The following is an 18890-nucleotide window of genomic DNA, read 5'->3' on the forward strand; positions in this document are numbered from 1 at the left end:
GCGGCTGAGCCTCGTACCCAGCTCGGGTCAGAACAACGTGTCCGGCGCCTGCATGGGCGCTACATCCGGCAGGGCGGCCACCGTGCACAGTCCGGCAAGACCGACACCGGCAGGCCACCGTCGGGAGACGAGGCTGCCGAGCAGGACGGCCGCGCCGACGGTGTCCCACAGGGCGCGGTGTGGCTGCCCGTGCGGCACCGCCCCGGTCACCGTGGCAGTCAGTTCGAGATGATCGAGCAGCGTGGTGAGGCTGTTCCCGCCGGCGTCGAGGTGGCAGGCGCGGGCCAGGCGCAGCGTGTCGATGAGCCCGGCCGGGGCGATGGAGGCACACCGTCGGTGTAGCAGGCGCCAGTCGACGCCGATGTTGTGCCCGACGAGCCACCGGCCGTTGGTCGAAGGCGTCGTCACGGTCGTACTGGTTGCCCACGTACACCAGCGACAGCGGCCGGGGTAGACCCGCCAGCGCCGCCGGGTCGGCGGCGTCCAGCGCGGCGTCGGGGACCGGGCACCGCAGGGTCGTGGCGCCCGGCGTCGGGTGCAGGGCGAACTCGCACACCGCGACGTTCGGCAGCGCGCGGAGGGGTCGTCGGCGGGGAGCTGCCGGTCGAGGTCCCAGATCACCGTCGGGGTGCCGCACGCGCGGGTGTAGTGCTCCAGCAGCCCGATTTGCCGGTGCAGGTCGCAGGTGCGGCCCGGGGTGCCGCACGGGGTGGTGTTGCGGCCGGGCAGCGGCCATCGCCACTCCAGCATCAACGCGTCGAGGTCGGGCAGCCCGCCGTAGGTGTATCGGTCCCGCAGGTCGAGTCCCGCCTCGGCCAGGTCCCGGTTCGCCTGGACGAGCACCACCTCGTGACCCGCGTCGGTGAGCCCGTCGATCAGCGGGCGGCGGTAGGCGCGTAACCCGTCCGGCGTCTCCACCACGCCAGGGCCGAGGCAACCCCAGCAGCTATATCCGAGTCTCATCCCGCCTCCCCCGCCGGGCGGGGGCGCCGCCACATCGGGTAAAGCGGCGGCCCGTCCGGTACCCGGTAGCCCTGCCGGGGCAGGTAGCCATGGCGGCGGTAGAGGGCGCCGTTGCGGCTGCCGGTCGCCTCCAGGTAGGCGGGGACTCCATCGGCGTCGAGCCGGGCGTGGTGATGCTCCAGCAGGGCGCTGCCGAGTCCCTGCCGCTGCCGGTCCGGGTGCACGCCCAAGTGGGCGAGGTAGTGGTGCGGCACGCCGGTGGGGTGGTGGGCGTGCATGGCCCGATCGAGGGCGACGAACCGGCGCAGGTACTCGCCGCACGCCTGCGCCAGGCGGGTGTCGTAGCCCGGGATGTCGAGGTCGAGGCGCTCGCCGATCGGGTACCAGATCGCGGTGGCGGTGAGCTGCTCGGTGACGTCGATCCAGCCAGCGGCCAGGGCGTGCTCGGTCAAGATCCGAAAGTAGGGGCGGTACACCCGGTCCCGAGTTTCGACGTTCGGGACGAGGTACGGACCGAAGTCGCCGTACAGGAACGCCTCGGCGAGCAGGTCGGCCACCCTGTCGGTCTCGGCGGGAATGGCGCGGCGAATAGTCGAAGCAAACGCGGTCATGGCGGTCACCACCCGCTCGCGGCCGGCGCCGGGTTCAGTCGGTCGAGTGGGGTCTCCAGCCCTGTGGTGACGCTGTTCGCGCCCCGACCGATACCGGCGTACACGCCCGGCTTGGCGGCCCGCAGCACCAACGCCCACAGCACACCCAGCACAGCCGCGACGGCGAATGCGCCGGGGAACAGCCACCGCAGCGGGTTGGTTGCCTCCACCCCGAGCAGGGTGTGGAACTGGTCGATCGTGGCCCACAGGATCCACAGCAGCGCTATCGCCGCCAGCGCGGGCGCGATCAGCCACCGCCACGCGGTTACGCCGTCGCGGTTGGCCGGTCGGGCGAAGAACGCGATGACCGCGACGGCGGTACCGGCCATCAAGATCAGGACGCCGAGTCCACCAACGACCGTGAGCCAGAAAAACAGGTGCACGATTGGATCCCACCCCATCGCCGCGTAGACGCCGAGCACGATCGCGGCCAGCCCGGACTGCACGATCGAGCCGATCTTCGGCGCGCGGGTGCGGGTGCTGGTCCGCCCCAGAACCGGCGGAAGCACCCGTTCACGACCGAGGGCGAACAGGTACCGGGCCACCGTGTTGTGGAACGACAGCAGCGCCGCGAACAGGCTCGTGACGAACAGCAGGTGACCGAGCTCAACCATGGTCTGTCCGACGTACGGGCGCACCAGGTTGAAAATCAGCTCGGTGCCGTCGGCCTTCGCCGCCTCGACGATGCGGTCCGGGCCGGTCGCCACCGACATTGCCCAGGCGCAGAAGGCATAGAGCAGGCCGATGATCGCCAACGCCCGGTAGGTCGCCTTCGCCACGGTGCGCTGCGGGTCCTTGGACTCCTCGGAGAAGACCGCGGTGCCCTCGAAGCCGACAAACCCGGCCACGGCCGTTACCAAGGCAGCGCCGATCCCAGCGCCGAGAAAGTTCCCCGGCGCGAGGGTGTCGAAGGTGACCCTCCCATCCGCCGGGTGGGCGAGCTGCACCACGGCGAACACCGCCGCGACCGCGATCTCGACCAGCAGGATGACGGCCAAGACCCGGCCGTTGAGGTCGATGCGCCGCACCCCGAGGACCGCCACCACGAGCCAGCCGGCGAACGCGCACACAGCCCACGGCACCGACCAGCCGAGCCAGTCGTCCAGCAGACCGGCGAGGACGGCGCCGAACCCACCGTAGAGACCGATCTGCATGGTGTTGTAGGCCGCGACCGCGACGAACGAGGCCCCGACGCCGGGCACCCTGCCCAGGCCGCGCGACACGTAGGTGTAGAACGCCCCCGCGTTGACCACGCACCTGGACATGGCGACGTAGCCGACGGAGAACAGGCCGAGAGCCACCGCGACGGCGAGGTACGCCACCGGGATGCCGACCACGCCGGTGACGGCGAAGCCGGTGGTAGCGCCGCCAGCCACCACGGTCAACGGTGCGGCGGCGGCCATGACGATGAAGACCACCGGCCAGACACCGAGACGGGCGCGGGCCAGCGCCAGCGAGACGTTGCTGGCCCTGGGCGTTCGGGGTCCGGGTACGGACATGGTCAGGCTCCTCGTATGCGGTGGGGGTTAGTGGCCGGTGAGGACGGCATCTCCGACGGCCGCCTCGGTGTGATGCAGCAGCAGCCGCATCGACGGCGGCGCCTTGGCGACGAGCTGGCGAAGCCCGGTGATGACGTTCCCCGGAATGCCGTCGACGACATGGCGGTGCAGGTCAGCGGCGAGCGTGAGCCCGGCGAGGACGGTGTCGAAGCCGTTCAACGGCTGACCATTGCGCAACCGCGTCGACAGGCGCGCCCACGGCCACGCCGCCACGTTGGCGTCGGTGGGCACGTAGATCGTCGTCTTGATCAACAGGCGTCGGGATGCCTCGGCGCGCACATGCCCCGACCGCAAGAGCCGCGACGCCACCTCGTCGTATGAGGTCTGGGAGAGGAACGCCAGCCACGTCCGCACGGTGTGCGCGGTCTGCTCACCGACGAGCTGGTCGAGCACCGTGTGCGCAAGCGCGTCGCCCGGTGGCGCGTGCCGGATGACGAACACCTGGTCGTGTTCAACGACGATCGTGTCGGTCAAGGCCAGCTCGGCCAGCAAGGCCGCCGCCAGTCCAAGACCCGCCACCGTCGAGTGCAACAGTGGGCGCCCCGTCGTGTCGTGGTGCGCCAGCCGGAACAGGTCATCAGCCAGCAGAGGCCATCCAGTAGGAGGCAGCGTCGTTGACGGCATCGGCTGGTTCGGGTGCGTCCGTGGTTCGGGTGGTGGTGTTGCCGGGCGTCCGTGCGGTTCACGGGCGGCGTGACGGGCTACAACCGGTGCTGTCGCCCGGGTCGTTCGTGGCACTGGCGCCCGGTCCGCCGACGGCCGGGTGGCAGCGGCGGCGGACCGGGGATCTGGGTACGGCACGCTTGAATCACCGCGCAAGACATGGGGCGGCTGCGGCGGTCCGGACGTCGCCTGCGCCGCCAATGGGTACGGTGCCTGCATCGGTCGCCTCCCCTGCCTGATCCTCGTGCCTTCGGTGCTTGATTCGTATGCGTCGATGACGACGTGGCTCTGGGTGCCGCCACAGGCCATCGATGTATTGCGTGTCGTGAGTCCACGATCACGGACCGTCCGGCAGGTCGGAACCCCGTTCTACGGGGAGAGTTGGGGGGAGATTTGCGGGGTGACTAGCCGTTGACCTGCGGTTCTTCGGGTTCGCTTTGATCGACTAGTGATCCACACTGGCGGATTCGGGGTTACGCTCTTGGCGCGCTGACAGTCCACGGAGACGGTCAGTGGGCTGTGTGGCCGGTGCGGCTGGAGGACTCGATGATGGTCAGCCCGTATGTGCGGCGGCGCAGGCTTGCAATGGAGATCCTGCGACTCCGCGACGAGTACGGGTACTCTGCGGACCGACTCGCCAGCGCAGTTGGTGTTAAGCGGCAAACCATCAGCCGGATCGAGAACGGCCACGTGCGGCCCGACCCTGACCTGATAATGCGGATCCTCGCCGTGTTCAACGTCGGTGAGAACCGTTGGTCTCAGATCATGACGATCGCCCGTGAAGCCCAGGAGCGCGGCTGGTGGGAACGTCACGCCGACCAGATGGGTCCTCGGCAGGCGCTCTCGGCGAGCCTGGAGTCGGGCGCCCACCGGATCTCGGAGTACCAGATGACCTTGCTGCCGGGGCTGCTGCAAACCCCGGCGTTCAGCCAGGCTCGGGTCCACGCCGACCCGTCCGCCCACACCGAAGGTGTCGACGCCGCCCGTGCCCTGGAGGCGCGCATCACCCGGCAACGGCTCCTGGAACGGCCTGGTGGCCCGACCTACGAGGTGGTCATTGACGAGCTGGCCATCCGGAGGTTCGCCGCGCCTGCGAATGTCGTCGGAGGGCAACTCCGGCATCTGGCCGACCTCGCGCGCACGCAGGACCGGGTCACCATTCGGGTGTTGCCGATCGCCGCCTCGATCGCCGGTCATGTCGTGCCGCGCTCGGCCTTCTCCATCTACCGCTACCCGGATTCCGCCGACCCGATCGTGGTTTCCGTCGACACCATCACCTCGGATCTTGTCGTGACGGACGCCGTCGATGTAGGTCACTATCTGACCCTTTACGACCGCCTACGGGCGGTGGCACTGACCCCGGAGCAGACCCTCGGCTTCCTCGCCGCCGTGGCCGAGGAGCTACCCGAACACCAAGGAGTCATCTGATGCCCCACCGCTTCACCAACTGGCGCAAGTCCACCCGCAGCGGCAGCGCAGACAACTGCGTCGAGTTCGCCGTCGCCGATGACGGCGTGGTGGGCGTACGCGACTCGAAGAACCCGACGGGGCCAGTCCTCGAGTTCACCCCGGCGGAATGGGCCGCATTCACCGGGGGCGTCCGGGATGACGAGTTCGATCTTTGACCAACGGTCACCGGATACGTTCTCGATCGCCTCTGTCGTGGCGGCAACGCCTTGAACGTCATTGGTCACGGTGGGATGCTGACGCTGGCCGACATGTCAGGGCTGACCGGACATGTCGACTCACGGGTCGACGGCACAGCGAGCCGAGGTGAGGACCGTTGGGGATGACGCGGCGACGCCGCAACCGTCCGCCCAACGAGCTGCTCAGCAACGCTCGCCGTCGCCTCGTGTCGCCATCCGGATCGGGAAGGCGGATGTCCCGCCAGGAGGTCGCCGACGCCGTCAACCGCTACCTCGCCCGCAAGGGCTACAACGACGCCGACATTGATGCGAACTATGTCGGCAAACTCGAACGGGGCGAACACCGCTGGCCCCGCGATACCCGGCGCGAAGCCTTCCGCGCCGTGCTGGGTGTCACCAGCGACGCAGACCTCGGCTTCTACGTACCTCTTCTCGCTAGCGCCCCCGGCGTAGCCCGCGAGTTCCGCACCCGCCTACACAGCGTCCGAACCCGAGACCAGCAGGTCCAATGGACCCCGTTCGCTGCCCTCCGAGGGGAAGGAGGTCGACGGTGACCGACAAGGACGACAAACCACCGAACGAAGACCTGCGACGAGCCCGACTGCGCACCCCGTCACCAACCTCGCCCGGACGGCCAATGTCGAGGCAGGAACTGGCCGACGCGGTCAACGCCTACGTCGGCCACGAGCACCCACGGGAAGGGCCGATCGACGCCAACTACGTTGGCAAGCTTGAGAGCGGCAAACACCGGTGGCCGGGTGACCTCCGACGCGAGGCATTCGTGGCGGTCCTCAAGGCGAGCACCCCGGCCGAGCTGGGGTTCTACATCATCCGGAGCAGCCCGGATGGTCCGGATACAGTTGTTCCATGGTCACCGGACTCCGACGCGGCGTCGGTGGTCCTCGACGGCCCAGGGACCAACAACGTGAACCGTCGCGGACTTCTTAGAGCGGCCATCACCGCCGGCGCCGCGTCAATCTCGCCCTCGATGCTCTGGGCTTCGGCGCAGGAATCCATAGTGATGAGTGATGCCGCCGCGGCCAGCGGGCTCAGCGGCCCGACCCTTGATCTCCTTCGAGCCGATCTTCGTCGGCTAACGACGGACTACGTAGTGACCTCGGATCTTCCCCGCATCACGGCCGAGGCGCTTCTCCTTCGTAGCCGATTGGCGCCCTTGATCGACCAGCGAGCTAGCCGCCCCCGAGAAGTGCGCGAGCTGCACACCATCATGGGTGCGGTCTGTCTGCTCCTAGCGTCGATCTCCCACGACTTCGGGGCCGCCGAGGCCGGCATGTTGCACGCCCGCTCTGCGGAGACGTTTGCGGACCTAGCCGACCACCGGCAACTCCTCGGGTGGTCGCTCTGCACCAAAGCCATGATCGACCTGTGGCGCTCGCGGCCCGGCGAGGTGGTTGACAACGCCGACCGCGCGCGCGAGATGGGTATTGCCGGCGACGGACGGCTCCGACTTGAGGGCCTCCGCGTGCGCGCTCTAGCCCAACTCGGCCGAACGGATGAAGCCCGAACGTTGATGCGTCAGCTCGAGGACCCCGCCGACACGAACCAGACGCCGGCAGCGCTCGATGAGCTTGGGTCGCTCTTCTCATTCCCGGAGTCCCGCCGCCGCTACTACGGTGCTGTCAGCTACGCCTTGTTGGGCGATCTTGCGGGTGTCGAGCGATCCGTCGCCGCCCTCGGATACGACGAGAAGGCGGCCTCGCCGAACGGGGCTTGGCCTGTGAGCTGGGCATTGAGCGGAAGCTACCTGGCAGTCGCTAGGCTCAACCACCGCGGCTCAGACGGAGGTCCAGAGGCCGCGCGGGCCGCACTCGCGCCCATTCTGTCGCTTCCACCTGTCCAGCGAATCAACCAACTCGGACAGGTATTGGGTGATCTTGACCGTCGCCTACGAATGCCTGCTTATCGGAAGAACTCGGCAGCAAGGGACCTTCGAGTCGCCATTCGATCGTTCCGATCCCCGCTGCCACGCGTGGTCATGTCATGACGATGCGTCCGGCCGCGATCAACAAAGCTCATCGGCTGCTCGCGCCACGTGTCGCGTTCCTCATCGGAACCCGCGACGCGGCCGAGCAAGCGAACCTGATCCCCATCTCCAATGTGACGTCGGTCTCCACGGACCCCCAACAGATACTCGTGGCAGTTCACCGAGCTTGGAAGACCTACGACAACCTCAACCGCGCGGACGGCTTCACCGTCTCTGTGCCAGCAGATGATCAGCTCGACGGGGTGTGGAAACTCGGGGCTCGCTACTCCCGCCACCTCTTCCCGGACCGGGCGACGAAGCTGCGTGAGTGCGGCATGCCGCTTATCGACACCCCGCACGGCCCCGTGCTCGCAAACGGTCTGGGATGGATGTCTTGCCTCGTGATCCAAAGGCCAGACTTCGGCGGCGACCACGGGGTCTTCGTCGGGGAGGTTGCCGACGTGCACTTCAACGACACGGCGTTCACCGACGAGGCTGAGCCGCGTGGCGAGCTACGTCCGGTCATGCAGGTCACCGGCAACCTCTTCTCGACGACGGGGCCGTCGAGGCGGATTCCGTACGGGGACGAAGACCCGGCTCTCTGACCAGTCGCCAGCGCACGCCGTCCGATTCGCGGAGCCGGGTCGATGGGTGGCACCCTCGACGGGTGATCGAGGCCGTGATTTTCGACTGCGACGGCGTCCTGGTGGATTCCGAGCGAATCAACAACGAAGTGCTGGCCGAGCTAGTCACCTGTGCTGGGCTCCCCACCACCTACCAGGACTGCATCGCCCGGTATATGGGGCGGTCTACCGCCGAATGCGTGGCGGAGGTGGAACGCGCCCTAGGCTATGCCGTTTCGTTCGACCTGGCGAGCGAGTACGAGCGCCGCGTCCTGCTCCGGCAGCAGGACGAGCTGGAGCCGGTGCCCGGCGTACGCGAGCTGCTTGACCATCTTCATGAGGCCGCGATGCCGGTCTGCGTTGCTTCAAGCGGCACGCCTGGCGAGATCAAGGCTCGCTTGGATGCAACCGGCCTTGCCGGGTACTTCGACAATCGCTGCTTCAGTGCCACCATGGTTGATCACGGGAAGCCCGCGCCGGACTTGTTCCTCCTGGCAGCTCGAAGGCTCGGTGTGCCGCCCGCACGGTGTCTGGTAATCGAGGACAGTCCTTACGGAGTGAAGGGGGCCAAGGCCGCCGGCATGACGGTGCTCGGGTACGCCTCGCTAGCCGCCGACGAGGCGCTGATGGCTGCTGGGGCCGAGCGGGTGATACACAGCATGGCGGACGTCGTCACCCTCACTGACCACTTCTAGGTCGCAAGAGCGGCGAGAAGCCAACCGGCCCACAGTGCCGGTCCCATCGGCACCGCGTGGTCGCCCCAGGCTCGCATCTTGGCAGCGAGGCCCACGACGCCTTGAAGCACAAATGCGACGAGGATGCCAAGGGCCGCGGCTTGCCAGCTCAGCCAACCAAGACTGAGCGTGATAACACCCCCGAGGACCACATCGCCGAGCCCGAGCTGTCCGGGCAGCGTGAACGCGATGACGAGCAACGCTGCGCTCGCCGCGACTCCGGCGATGATCGCGCGCCACAGCGGACCCGCATCGCCCTCTACGGCGGCTGCCAGTCCGAAGCACACAACGCAGGCGACCCACAGCCCTCCAGTTAAGACATGTGGGAGGCGGCGTCGCCGAACATCGATGATCGACAAGCCAACTCCCGCGACGGCGAAGACCCAGAAGGGCACGGCAGCCGCCATCGGCACCGAGGCAACCGCAAGCCCGGCAGATACGGCCGTAGCGGCTGCGGTGCTCGCGACGATGGCTGGGCGTGCCGGGTGACCCCGCCACCAGCGCGCAGGAAGGCGTACCGGGCCTTCGTCCGGCACCGCGTAGGCGACGGCGGCAACTGGCACGCCGGCGACAGCCCCGGCGACAGCGGCAGCGAGCGTCGCTAGACCGGTCACTTGCGCCGGCCTACTCGTCGTCGTTGCGATGTTCCTCGTCCCAGCGGCCGAGGTAGCCGAACAGGTCCACCAGGTCTGAGCCGGCCTGGGTGAGCCGGTAGTCGGCGGCCTCTGGGTCATGGTGGTGCTCGACCAGGCCCTCGTCTTGCAGGAAGGTAAGGTTGTCGGTCAGTGTGCGGGCGTGAACGACGCCCGGGCTCGTCCGCGAGACCGCGTGGAGCAGTCTGCTGTACCGCTGCGGTCCCTCCTGGAGGGCGATCAGGATGGATACGGCTAGCTTCCGGCGGGCGATGTTGAGGATGAGTTGAAGGACGTTCGTCAGCGCAGCTCACCTCCCCGTTCAGGAGCGCGCGACTCCGAGGTGGATCACAGTGTATTGGGCAGCACAAATGTTCGACCACCCGTTTGTAATCACGCCGACGCCTCAACGTATTGAAGAAGCGTAAGGATTAGGGCCGCCAGTCGATCGTTACCGTACGGCCCGTCCTAGATCGACCCGCCACGTCGCCAACCGGCAAGACCGCCATTGCCCCGGCCGGAGTTCCGGGTGGCAGCCCACTGCTGCAGGCGGTCGAGGTGGCCGATGACGGCCTCGCCACGGGCCGTCAGGCAGAAGTAGGTCGTCCCGCACGGGTCAACGTCGAGACTTCCGCAGCACGGCGCGATCACGAGGTCGTAGACAGCGAGGGAACGCAGCACAGCCATGGGCCGAGGCGCCTCTGTGGCGATCTGCGCGAAGGTGGCAGTGCCGTCGCGCGTACGCATGGCGCGAAGAACCTCGTAGGCGCCGGGGCGCGCCAGCAAGGTCAGCATCTGGTGGGTGCGGTCGGGGCCGCTCATGCGCGGGTCCACCTTTCTCGCGCGAGCGCAATTTCGGTGAGTGTACGACCAATCGATACGAGCAGATGTGTCGGCTAGGCGACACCCTTCCGGTCCGGATCGCCCGCATTCGAGCGACGTACGTACCTCAAGGTACGTACGTCGATGTACGTGAGTTCAACCGGCGCTGAGGTACGTGCCTTGAGGTACGTACCCGCAGGTACGAAGGTTGCAATCACTACGGGGTGCGGGTGTAGACACATCTCGTGACCTTGATCGGGCCGTCCTATGTGGCCCAGTGTCGGGGTCGCAAGAGCGGCTGACCCGCAGCGGGCAGTCCACACGCTGGGGAGGTACTGAGGGTGTTGAGCCGTTCGGGTCTGGTTGGTCTCGCTGTTGGCGTGCTGCTCGTCGGTGCGGGGTGCACCTCTGGCAAGTCGGACAGCTCGCCGAACGGCACGTCGTCGCCGACGGCATCGTCCGCGCCGAGTCTCGGACCGCGCGCCGCTGCCGAACGCGATGCGCTCGCCGCGTACCGCGGCATGTGGAGCACATTTGTCGAGGCGGCCAAGACGTCGGACGCGGAAGCGCCGGAGCTACGCAAGTACGCCTCAGACCAGGCCCTACGCCTGATCGCCAGCGGTCTCTACAACGACAAAAAGCAGGGGAAGATCACCAAGGGTGAGGTAGTGCTCGATCCCAAGGTGACCGAGGTCAAGCCGGAGCAAGTGCCCACCGAGGTGACTGTCCTGGACTGCGTCGACACCACGAAGTGGCTGGTGCACAAGGCATCAGGCGAATTGTGGGACGACAAGCCGGGCGGCCAGCACCGCATGACGGCCACCGTGAAGCAGTCCGACGGGGCGTGGAAGGTCAACTCGTTCATATTGGAGGAGTCGGGGACATGCTAGGACGACGGACACCGCTTCTCCTGGCAGCCCTTGTCGGCCTCTTCGCCGTCGCGTTTGCGCCGGCGGTGGCCTGGGCCGACGACGGTGGCGGCAAGGTGGTGTGCCAGAAGAACGACCCTCGCCCGGAGTGCAACATCAAGGTCGGCACTCCGAACCAGCCCGGCACCGGCGGCCACGGGGGCAACGGAGGTGGAACCGGTGGACGCGGCGGAGACGGCAAGTGCCGCGACCCGCAGGGCAAGGAGATCCCGTGCCAGCGCGAGGGCGGGTGGGCCGGGGCTGATGGCTGCTACTACAAGGCGGTCAACCTCTCACCCGACATGATCGAGAACATGGGCGGGCAGCCGGCCGGTGAGGGCGGCTGGTACGAGAAGGTCTGCTACAACAACGACGGCACGGCGACCTCCGCCCTGGGCGGCCCCCAGTGGATCGCCGGCGCTCCGCCAGCGGTGTCACCGGCGGTCCTCGCTCGGCAGGCGAGCGCGAACCTGCGGCTGCCCGAGGTCACGATCCGCATGAACCCGCCGGGTGACCAGCTCGTGAACCTTCCGATCTGGCTCGCCCTCGATTCCGGCTCGTGGAAAACGCAGTCGGCAACCGCCTCGGTCCCGGCGATGAGTGTGACCGCGACGGCCCGACCCGCGACGGTCACCTGGGCCATGGGCGACGGGTCGACCGTCAACTGCGCCGGCCCGGGAACGGCGTGGACGCCGGGCACTGATCCAGCGAAGGCGTCCCCTAACTGCGGGCACGTGTACCGACGCTCATCGGCCGGTGCCCCCGGCGGCTCCTACACCGTCACGGCGACGGTGACGTGGGAGGTGACCTGGTCCGGCGGCGGGGAGTCCGGGACGATCCCCGGCCTGAATACAACGGGTCAGGTCCAGACCCGAGTCCAGGAGTCTCAGGCGGTCGTAACCCGCTAACCAATCACCTTCAGTCGCGCCAGCAAACGGGGGAGGATGTCATGGCGCTTGGTTCAGTGCGCCCCAAAATAGGGTCAGAAGATCGTTCGCAGGTTGCCGCGCCGCGTGCGGGGCGGGGGCCGTGGCGGGCGGCCCGACGTCGCCGGCGGTTGCCGTTCGTGGCGTTGGGCGGGTTGTTGGTCATTGTGTGCGTGCTGGGCTATGCCTGGGGCGCGGTGCGCCTCGGTGACCGGGTTCAGGTGCTCGCGGTGGCGCGGTCGGTGGCGGCCGGGCAGAGCATCACCGCGGCGGACCTCAAGCAGGTCCCGGCGGCCGAGGACCCTGGGGTGCAGCTGATCCCCGCCACGCAAGCCGAACAGGTCGTCGGCCGCACGGCCGTCGTCCCGCTCATGGCCGGGACGCTGCTGACCCCCTCGCTGGTGGGTGAGGCCGCGTTCCCGCCCGCCGGGAAGGTATCGGCGTCGGTGGCGCTCAAGCCCGGCCAGTACCCGCAGGGTCTCGCCAACGGGTCGCGGGTCGCGGTGTACGTCTCGCCGACCGCGCAGGGCGGTGGCAACGGTCAGCCGGCACCCGTCTCCAGTTCGACAGCCGGATCGGCGCCGGTGCGGCTGCAGGCCGTGGTGCTCGGAGTGGATCTCGCTGGTGACGGTCAGGGCGGCACGGTGATCACGCTGCTCCTGGATGCCTCGGACGCCCCAAAGCTGGCCGGCGCACCGGCCGGTGGCGTGGTGCTGATGCAGACCTCCCCTGGGGGTGCGTGATGGCGCTGCTCGCCGTGACCTACGTCAAGGGCCGCCCCGGCGTCACTACGACCGCGCTCGGGTTGGCGGCCGTTGCTCCGGCCGAGGCGCGGCCGGTGGTGATCGAGGCGGACCCGTCCGGCGGTGACCTCATGCGCCGCCTCGACCTGGCGGCCACACCGGGCGTGGTGGACCTGGCGGCTGCCGCCCGAGGCGCCATCAACCCGGATGACGCCTTCGCCGCCGGCCTCCAGTCCGTGACCGTCGGGGACGCAACCGTGCCGGTAGTGGTCGCACCGGCCGGCGGCGCGCAGACCCGCGCCGCGCTACCGGAGCTGACCGGCACCGGCCGGGCGGTGCTGACCGCACCGGAGCGCCTGGTCGTGGCCGACTGCGGACGCCTCGCCCTGGGTTCGCCGGCGTGGCCGTTGCTGCGCCTAGCGGACGTGGTGCTCGTGATGGTCCGTGCCCGCACGGACGAGCTGGCCCATGTGCGAGAGGCGCTGGCCGAGCTGGTCGACGTCGGCGCCGGGAGCCTCGTCGTGCTGCTGGCCCCGGGCGGGGTGTACGCGGCCGCCGAGGTCGCCGACGTGCTCACCCGGCACGTCGTGGACGAGCTGGCCCGCGACCCCGAAGCGGTCAGCGTCCTCGGGCCGCTACCGGCCGACCGCAAGGCGGCGGCCGTACTCGGCGGTGAGCTGCTGGCCGGCAAGCGGTGGCGGCGCCTGCCCCTGATTCGCGCGTACGCCGAGCTTTACGGCGACCTGACCACCCACCTGAGCACCGCACCCTCGGCACCAGCAAGGCACGCCCGTGAGGAGGCGAGATGAGTTACCCGTTCGAGCCATTGCCGCCGGCCGGGCGCCGCCCCGGCGACGGCCTGCCGTCCGAGGTGGCCGGCGCCGAGGCGGCCGAGATCGCCGTGGTGCGGCGTATCCGCCGCGACGTGGCCGAGCGGCTGACCCGCGAAACCCGGGCGCACGAGACCGCCACAGGCACGCCGATGCCGGCCGGTGAGCAGCAGGCCGCCACCCACCGCCTGATCACCGACGCGTTGGACGCCTACGCCACGGCAGAGATGAACGCCGGCCGCCCACCGCTGCGCCCGGCCGCGGAGTCGAGGGTGGCGCGGGCGGTGGCCGACATGCTCCTCGGCGCGGGCGGCTTGCAGCCGCTGCTGAACGACGAGCGGGTCGAGGACATCCACGCCAACGGCTTCGATCAGGTCTTCGTCCGGTACACCGACGGCACCTGCCGTCAGGTCGCGCCGATCGCCGATTCTGACGCCGAGATGGTCGAGCTGATCCGCCGTCTCGCTGCCGACGCCGGCCGCGCCGAGACCGGCGGCGAAGGCGCGGAGGAACGCCGCTGGGACCGGGCCGCGCCGATCCTGAAGCTCCAGCTCCCGGACGGCTCGCGCCTACACGCGGTCATGTCGGTGACCCGGCGCCCGGCGCTGTCGATCCGCCGGCACGGCTACATCAAGGTCACCCTCGCCGACCTGGAGCAGCTCGGCACCCTCAACCCGCTGCTGCGGGAGCTGTTCGCCGCCGCCGTCCGCGCACGCCTCAACACGTTGGTTGCGGGGCGCACCGGCGCCGGCAAGACCACGCTGTTGCGGGCGCTCGGGTCGGTGATCGACCCGGACGAGCGGATCGTGACCATCGAGGACACCTACGAGCTGGCCTTGGACGTGGATAAGGCGCTGCATCCGGACGTGGTGGCGATGCAGTCGCGGGAGGCCAACGTCGAGGGTGAAGGCGCCATCGACATGTCGGAGTTGTTCCGCTCGGGTCTGCGGATGTCGCCGGACCGGGTAATCGTCGGTGAGATCCGGGGTCACGAAGTCATCCCGATGCTCAACGCCATGTCGCAGGGCAACGACGGCAGCCTGGGCACCATCCACGCCTCCTCCAGCGCCGGGGTGTTCAAGAAGCTCGCGTTGTACGCGGCGCAGTCCCCGGAACGCCTCGAACCAGCTACCACGAACCTGCTGGTGGCGGAGGCGGTGCACCTGGTCGTCCACCTCGGCTTCGGCGACAACGGCCGCCGTGTGGTGACCTCCGTGCGGGAGGTCGTCGACGCCGACGGCCTGTCCGTGGCGAGCAACGAGATCCTGCGACCCGGCCCCGACGGGCGGGCCGTGCCGGGGTCGCCGCTGTCCACCGGTCTGCTGTCGATGCTGAGCGGGGCCGGTTTCGACCCGCGCCTGTTGGAAGATGCCCGCACTGCCCCGGGTGGGGGGTGGATGTCATGACGTTGACGGTGCCCCTAGCCGCGCTGCTGGGGCTGGGAACCGCGTTCGGCGTCGTGCTGGTGACGGTTGGGCTGTCCGGACGGGACAACGGGCCCGCGAACCTCGAAGCCGGCTCCTGGCTGTCGAGGTTCACCTCGGCCCGTGGCCCGGTCGACCGGCGCCGGGTGGCCCTGTGCCTGGCCGTCGGTCTGTTGGCGGCGGTGCTGACCCGCTGGCCGGTCGCGGCGGCCCTGGCCGTCGTGGGGGCGTGGGTGCTGCCGGACATCATCGGCCCGGACCGTGACCACGCCCGCCGCGTCGCCAAGATCGAAGCGATTGCCACGTGGACCGAGGCGCTGCGCGACAACCTCAGTGGCGCGGCCGGGTTGGAGCAGGCCATCACCGCTAGCGCTATCGAATCCCCCGAGCCGATCCGCGACGAGGTGACCCGCCTCGCCACCCGGTTGCAGCGGAGCTGGCGGCTGCCGGCCGCGCTGCGGGCGTTCGCCGCCGAGCTGGCCGACCCCACGGCCGACCTGGTCGTGGCCGGGCTGCTCATGGCCGCCCGGGGCAGCGCCGGGCAGCTCGGCGAGGTGCTCGGCGAGCTGGCCGCCTCCGCCCGCGCGAAGGTCGCCAGCCGGCAGCGGGTCGCCGCCGGCCGCAAACGCAACCGCACCAGCGCCCGAGTGATCGTCGGGGCGACCCTCGCCATGGCCGGCGTCCTGACCCTGCTCAACCGGGGCTACCTCAAGCCGTTCGACTCCGCGTTCGGTCAGCTCGTCCTGCTGGCGGCCGGGGGCTGTTTCGCGTGCGCGTTCGCGTGGTTGGGCCGGCTGATGCGCGACCGCGACGCCTCCCGAATCTTGGTAGGGGTCGCCTCGACCACGGACGCGGAGGCGGTGGTGCGGTCATGAACGGGATGGTGTTGCTCGCCGGCCTCGGCACCGGCCTCGGACTATGGCTGATCGTGGTGGGCTGGTTCCCCCGCCCCCCACGTCTGGACAAGGCGCTCGACGCCCCGAACGGTGCGACCCGCCCGGTCGAGACCGACACGGCGCCGCAAGGGTGGACCGGACGGTTGGGACGCCCGGCGGTGCATTTCCTCCGTCGCGCTGGCCTGCCCCTAGCGAATACCCGCCGGGACCTGGCCGCCCTCGACAAGCCAGTCGACGTGCATCTCGCCGAGCAGGCCACCGCCGCCGTGGTCGGAGTGCTCCTGCCGCCGGTCGCCGCGGCCCTGGCCGCATTCGCCGGGCTGAGTACCGGCATGACGATGCCAGCGGCGGCGTCGCTGATCCTCGGCGCGGCCGGGTTCCTCGCCCCGGAGCTGTCGGTACGGGCCGACGCGGCGAAGTACCGGACCGCATTCTGCGACACCCTGTCCTCCTTCCTGGACCTAGTGGTCATCAGCCTCGCGTCCGGGTCGGGTGTCGATCAGGCCCTCGACGACGCGGCGAAGGTCGGCTCCGGCCCCGCTTACACCGAACTGCGCTACGCGCTCACCGAGGCACGCCTCGCCCGGGTCGCCCCCTGGGACGTCCTCGGCGCGCTCGGCAAGCGGGTCACCGTCGCGGAGTTGCAGCAGCTCGCCGCCACCGTCGGCCTCGCCGGCACCGAAGGCGCCCGGGTCCGCTCGTCGCTGCGCTCCCGTGCGGTGGCGCTGCGGGAACGGCAGCTCACCGACGCCGAGGGCGACGCCAACGCCGCGACCGAACGCATGGCCCTGCCCATCGTGGCCCTGTTCGCCGGGTTCTTGATCTTCCTCGGCTACCCGGCCATGGCCGCCGTCATGGGAGGTCTCTAGGAAAGCCGCCAGTTCATGAATCCCGACGCGACGCCCAGGTTGCAGGAGGTCCCGCATGAGTACCGAAACCCGCGTCATGCCCGTGCTCCTGGCAGTCGTCTTCGTGCTCGCCCTGGTCGGCACGCTCGTTCACCGATGCACCTGACCTCGGCCCCGCCGGACCGGCGACGAAGCCCGCGACGCCCGCACGGATGCCGCTATCCCCGACCCCACCCGGAAGGAGTGATCAATGACCGCCGTTCACGCCGTGCCACCGAGCGCACGAGCGGGACGCCGACGTGACCGGCCGACGTGCTGACCGAGCCCCGTCTCACGGCGTTCCCCGTCCCCGGCTGTCACCAGCGGTGCGAGCGTCCCCGCTCGCTGCTGGGCAGTCCCGCCACCTGCCGCACCACTTCCGTACCGACACCAGTTCCGAGGAGGGACACCGCAATGCCTGTGTTGAGCTACATCGCCGCGGAGATGCGGCACCGCTGGGCCGTCGTGCGCAACACGAAGGACGCCGGCTACACCACCGAGGCAGTCGTGGCGACCGCCGTGCTCGTCACCCTGGCCATCCTCGCCATCGGGATCATCTACACCAAGGTCCAGGGCAAGGCCAACAGCATCGACCTCGGCTGAAAGGCCAACGTCGGTGACCGCCTCCCGAATCCGCCGTGCCGAGCGCCCCTCCTCCCCGGGCCTCGGCACGGCCGGGCGGCTCCGCGCCCGATGGCGGCGCGTAGCCGCCCGCCCCGACGCGGGCGCAGCGACGGCCGAGCTGGTCATCGCCATGCCTCTACTGCTGTTCATCGTCATGACGGTCATCCAGGCCGGCGTGTGGATGCACGCCACCCACGTCGCGCAGGCCGCCGCCACGAGGGCAGCGTCCACGGCCGCCGCGTACCAGTCGAGTGCCGGCGCCGGTCATGGCGCCGGCAGTGACACCCTCGCCGCGATCGGCAGCGGCGTGCTGAAGAACCCGTCGGTGTCGGTCAGTCGCACCGCCACCGAGGTCCGGGTAGAGATCCACGGGAAGGCGGCCACCGTCGTCCCGGGCATGGGCTGGAGCGTTAAGGCCGTCGTCGTGCGCCCCGTTGAACGCTGGACAGCGAACCAATGATCACCTCCACCCCGCTACGCGCGGCGCTCGCCGCTCGGTGGCGACTGCTCACCCAGGCACCGGACGCCGGGGCCAGTACCGCCGAGATGGCGTTGGTGACGCCGCTGCTGGTGGCATTGCTGCTGTTCGTGGTCATGTGCGGCCGGCTCGTCAGCGCGCAGATCGACCTGGACGCCGCCGCCAGCAGCGGCGCCCGCACCGCCTCCATCACCCGAGGCGGCAACGCGACCGCGCAAGCCGAGCGCACCGCCCGGGACACCCTCGCCGCCCGAGGCGTCACCTGCCGCAACGCAACCGTCTCGGTCAGCGGCAACCAGCAGCCCGGCGGGGCCGTGACCGTGCGGGTGGCATGCCGGGTTCCCCTGTCAGATTTGATCTTGCTGGGGGTGCCGGGGAGTCGGGTGGTGGAGGCGTCCGCGACCTCCCCCGTGGATCAGTGGCGAGGTGCCTCATGAGACGAACCGCTCGCGTGGTGGCCGGCTGGCTGCGCCGCCGCACCGGCCGTCTCGATGCCGGGCAAGTGACGCCGTTCGCGGTGCTGTTCACCGTCGCCTCGATGGCGGTTGCCGGGCTTGTGCTCGACGCCGGCATGGCGCTGTCGGCCAAGGTGCAGGCTCTCGACGTCGCCCAGAGCGCGGCCCGCGCGGGAGCGCAAGAGATCGACCTGGGCGTGTACCGCACGCAGGGCCGCGCTCAGCTCGACCCGAGCCGTGCGGCGTCGGTTGCCCGGTCTTGGCTGGCTTCGGCCGGTATGGACGGCACCGCCTCGGCGACCACCACCACCGTGAGCGTCACCGTCCGCCGGTCCAGCCGGACGCAGCTCCTGCAACTGGTCGGTGTCGGGAGCCTGCACGTGTCGGCCTCGGCCACCGCAACCGCCGTGCACGGCGTGACCGGCCCCAACGCCTGAGCCCAC

At 69.7% G+C, this 18890-nt stretch carries 23 protein-coding genes and 2 pseudogenes; 18 read left to right on the top strand and 7 right to left on the bottom strand.

Going from position 1 to position 18890, the window contains the following annotated elements; genetic code table 11:
* Positions 1–27 precede the first annotated feature (27 nt).
* Genes ACMCNK_RS09565 through ACMCNK_RS09580 form a run of 4 tightly spaced genes read right to left on the bottom strand, consistent with a single transcriptional unit; the run spans position 28 to position 3796 of the window.
* Complete coding sequence (locus ACMCNK_RS09565; protein ID WP_412736037.1) at positions 28–963, bottom strand: hypothetical protein; 936 nt, start codon at positions 961–963, stop codon at positions 28–30.
* A complete protein-coding gene (locus tag ACMCNK_RS09570; RefSeq protein ID WP_412736038.1) occupies positions 960–1586 on the bottom strand; it encodes a GNAT family N-acetyltransferase in 627 nt (208 codons plus the stop codon). Before ACMCNK_RS09570 ends, ACMCNK_RS09565 begins: the two co-directional genes overlap by 4 nt.
* Positions 1580–3112 (bottom strand): APC family permease, encoded by a 1533-nt coding sequence (locus tag ACMCNK_RS09575; protein WP_412736039.1) that lies wholly within the window; start codon positions 3110–3112, stop codon positions 1580–1582. Before ACMCNK_RS09575 ends, ACMCNK_RS09570 begins: the two co-directional genes overlap by 7 nt.
* A 27-nt stretch (positions 3113–3139) precedes the next feature.
* Entirely contained in the window at positions 3140–3796 is a 657-nt protein-coding gene (locus ACMCNK_RS09580; RefSeq protein WP_412736040.1) for a GOLPH3/VPS74 family protein, read from the bottom strand.
* Positions 3797–4381: 585 nt separating this feature from the next.
* On the opposite strand from ACMCNK_RS09580, the gene ACMCNK_RS09585 reads away from it, so the two are divergent.
* The 7 genes and pseudogenes from ACMCNK_RS09585 to ACMCNK_RS09615 all read left to right on the top strand — a co-directional run bounded on the left by ACMCNK_RS09585 (position 4382) and on the right by ACMCNK_RS09615 (position 8783).
* A complete protein-coding gene (locus tag ACMCNK_RS09585; protein ID WP_412740795.1) occupies positions 4382–5263 on the top strand; it encodes a helix-turn-helix domain-containing protein in 882 nt (293 codons plus the stop codon).
* Entirely contained in the window at positions 5263–5460 is a 198-nt protein-coding gene (locus ACMCNK_RS09590; RefSeq protein WP_412736041.1) for a DUF397 domain-containing protein, read from the top strand. The genes ACMCNK_RS09585 and ACMCNK_RS09590 overlap by 1 nt, the downstream gene beginning before the upstream one ends.
* A gap of 254 nt (positions 5461–5714) precedes the next feature.
* Positions 5715–5906 (top strand): annotated as a pseudogene (locus tag ACMCNK_RS09595) (hypothetical protein); the annotation flags it as partial.
* A pseudogene (locus tag ACMCNK_RS09600) lies at positions 5904–6035 on the top strand (aminoglycoside phosphotransferase); the annotation flags it as partial. The pseudogenes ACMCNK_RS09595 and ACMCNK_RS09600, both read left to right, overlap by 3 nt.
* Entirely contained in the window at positions 6032–7486 is a 1455-nt protein-coding gene (locus ACMCNK_RS09605; protein WP_412736042.1) for a hypothetical protein, read from the top strand. The pseudogene ACMCNK_RS09600 and the gene ACMCNK_RS09605, both read left to right, overlap by 4 nt.
* On the top strand, positions 7483–8070 hold the full coding sequence (locus tag ACMCNK_RS09610; RefSeq protein WP_412736043.1) for a flavin reductase family protein: 588 nt from the start codon (positions 7483–7485) through the stop codon (positions 8068–8070). Before ACMCNK_RS09605 ends, ACMCNK_RS09610 begins: the two co-directional genes overlap by 4 nt.
* 62 nt (positions 8071–8132) lie before the next feature.
* Positions 8133–8783, top strand: coding sequence for an HAD family hydrolase (locus ACMCNK_RS09615; protein WP_412736044.1), 651 nt, complete (start codon positions 8133–8135; stop codon positions 8781–8783).
* On the opposite strand, the gene ACMCNK_RS09620 is transcribed toward ACMCNK_RS09615, so the two are convergent.
* The 3 genes from ACMCNK_RS09620 to ACMCNK_RS09630 all read right to left on the bottom strand — a co-directional run bounded on the left by ACMCNK_RS09620 (position 8780) and on the right by ACMCNK_RS09630 (position 10276).
* Complete coding sequence (locus ACMCNK_RS09620; protein ID WP_412736045.1) at positions 8780–9229, bottom strand: prepilin peptidase; 450 nt, start codon at positions 9227–9229, stop codon at positions 8780–8782. The two genes, ACMCNK_RS09615 and ACMCNK_RS09620, sit on opposite strands and share 4 nt — an antisense overlap.
* A gap of 217 nt (positions 9230–9446) precedes the next feature.
* The gene (locus ACMCNK_RS09625; RefSeq protein ID WP_412740796.1) at positions 9447–9758 is read right to left on the bottom strand and encodes a winged helix-turn-helix transcriptional regulator; all 312 of its coding nucleotides are present in this window, start codon (positions 9756–9758) and stop codon (positions 9447–9449) included.
* A 164-nt stretch (positions 9759–9922) separates the two neighbouring features.
* Positions 9923–10276 carry a hypothetical protein gene (locus ACMCNK_RS09630; RefSeq protein WP_412736046.1) on the bottom strand — a complete coding sequence of 118 codons (354 nt, stop codon included), beginning with the start codon at positions 10274–10276 and terminating at the stop codon, positions 9923–9925.
* Positions 10277–10656: 380 nt separating this feature from the next.
* Between ACMCNK_RS09630 and ACMCNK_RS09635 the strand changes: the two genes are divergently transcribed.
* The 11 genes from ACMCNK_RS09635 (at position 10657) to ACMCNK_RS09685 (ending at position 18884) form a co-directional block, all read left to right on the top strand.
* Positions 10657–11166 carry a hypothetical protein gene (locus ACMCNK_RS09635; protein WP_412736047.1) on the top strand — a complete coding sequence of 170 codons (510 nt, stop codon included), beginning with the start codon at positions 10657–10659 and terminating at the stop codon, positions 11164–11166.
* A complete protein-coding gene (locus tag ACMCNK_RS09640; protein WP_412736048.1) occupies positions 11160–12092 on the top strand; it encodes a hypothetical protein in 933 nt (310 codons plus the stop codon). Before ACMCNK_RS09635 ends, ACMCNK_RS09640 begins: the two co-directional genes overlap by 7 nt.
* A gap of 158 nt (positions 12093–12250) precedes the next feature.
* The gene (locus ACMCNK_RS09645; RefSeq protein ID WP_412736049.1) at positions 12251–12853 is read left to right on the top strand and encodes an SAF domain-containing protein; all 603 of its coding nucleotides are present in this window, start codon (positions 12251–12253) and stop codon (positions 12851–12853) included.
* Positions 12853–13662, top strand: a complete 810-nt coding sequence (locus ACMCNK_RS09650) for a hypothetical protein (RefSeq protein ID WP_412736050.1) — start codon at positions 12853–12855, stop codon at positions 13660–13662. The genes ACMCNK_RS09645 and ACMCNK_RS09650 overlap by 1 nt, the downstream gene beginning before the upstream one ends.
* A complete protein-coding gene (locus ACMCNK_RS09655) occupies positions 13659–15089 on the top strand; it encodes a CpaF family protein (protein WP_412736051.1) in 1431 nt (476 codons plus the stop codon). Before ACMCNK_RS09650 ends, ACMCNK_RS09655 begins: the two co-directional genes overlap by 4 nt.
* On the top strand, positions 15077–15982 hold the full coding sequence (locus tag ACMCNK_RS09660; RefSeq protein WP_412736052.1) for a type II secretion system F family protein: 906 nt from the start codon (positions 15077–15079) through the stop codon (positions 15980–15982). Before ACMCNK_RS09655 ends, ACMCNK_RS09660 begins: the two co-directional genes overlap by 13 nt.
* Entirely contained in the window at positions 15979–16872 is an 894-nt protein-coding gene (locus tag ACMCNK_RS09665) for a type II secretion system F family protein (protein ID WP_412736053.1), read from the top strand. Before ACMCNK_RS09660 ends, ACMCNK_RS09665 begins: the two co-directional genes overlap by 4 nt.
* A 432-nt stretch (positions 16873–17304) precedes the next feature.
* Positions 17305–17493, top strand: coding sequence for a hypothetical protein (locus ACMCNK_RS09670; protein ID WP_412736054.1), 189 nt, complete (start codon positions 17305–17307; stop codon positions 17491–17493).
* Between the two features lie 13 nt (positions 17494–17506).
* The gene (locus ACMCNK_RS09675) at positions 17507–17974 is read left to right on the top strand and encodes a TadE family protein (protein WP_412736055.1); all 468 of its coding nucleotides are present in this window, start codon (positions 17507–17509) and stop codon (positions 17972–17974) included.
* Complete coding sequence (locus ACMCNK_RS09680; protein ID WP_412736056.1) at positions 17971–18429, top strand: TadE/TadG family type IV pilus assembly protein; 459 nt, start codon at positions 17971–17973, stop codon at positions 18427–18429. The genes ACMCNK_RS09675 and ACMCNK_RS09680 overlap by 4 nt, the downstream gene beginning before the upstream one ends.
* Positions 18426–18884, top strand: coding sequence for a pilus assembly protein TadG-related protein (locus tag ACMCNK_RS09685; protein WP_412736057.1), 459 nt, complete (start codon positions 18426–18428; stop codon positions 18882–18884). Before ACMCNK_RS09680 ends, ACMCNK_RS09685 begins: the two co-directional genes overlap by 4 nt.
* The last annotated feature ends 6 nt before the right edge of the window (positions 18885–18890 follow it).

It is taken from the genome of Krasilnikovia sp. MM14-A1259, assembly GCF_047159535.1.
Lineage (GTDB): Bacteria > Actinomycetota > Actinomycetes > Mycobacteriales > Micromonosporaceae > Actinoplanes.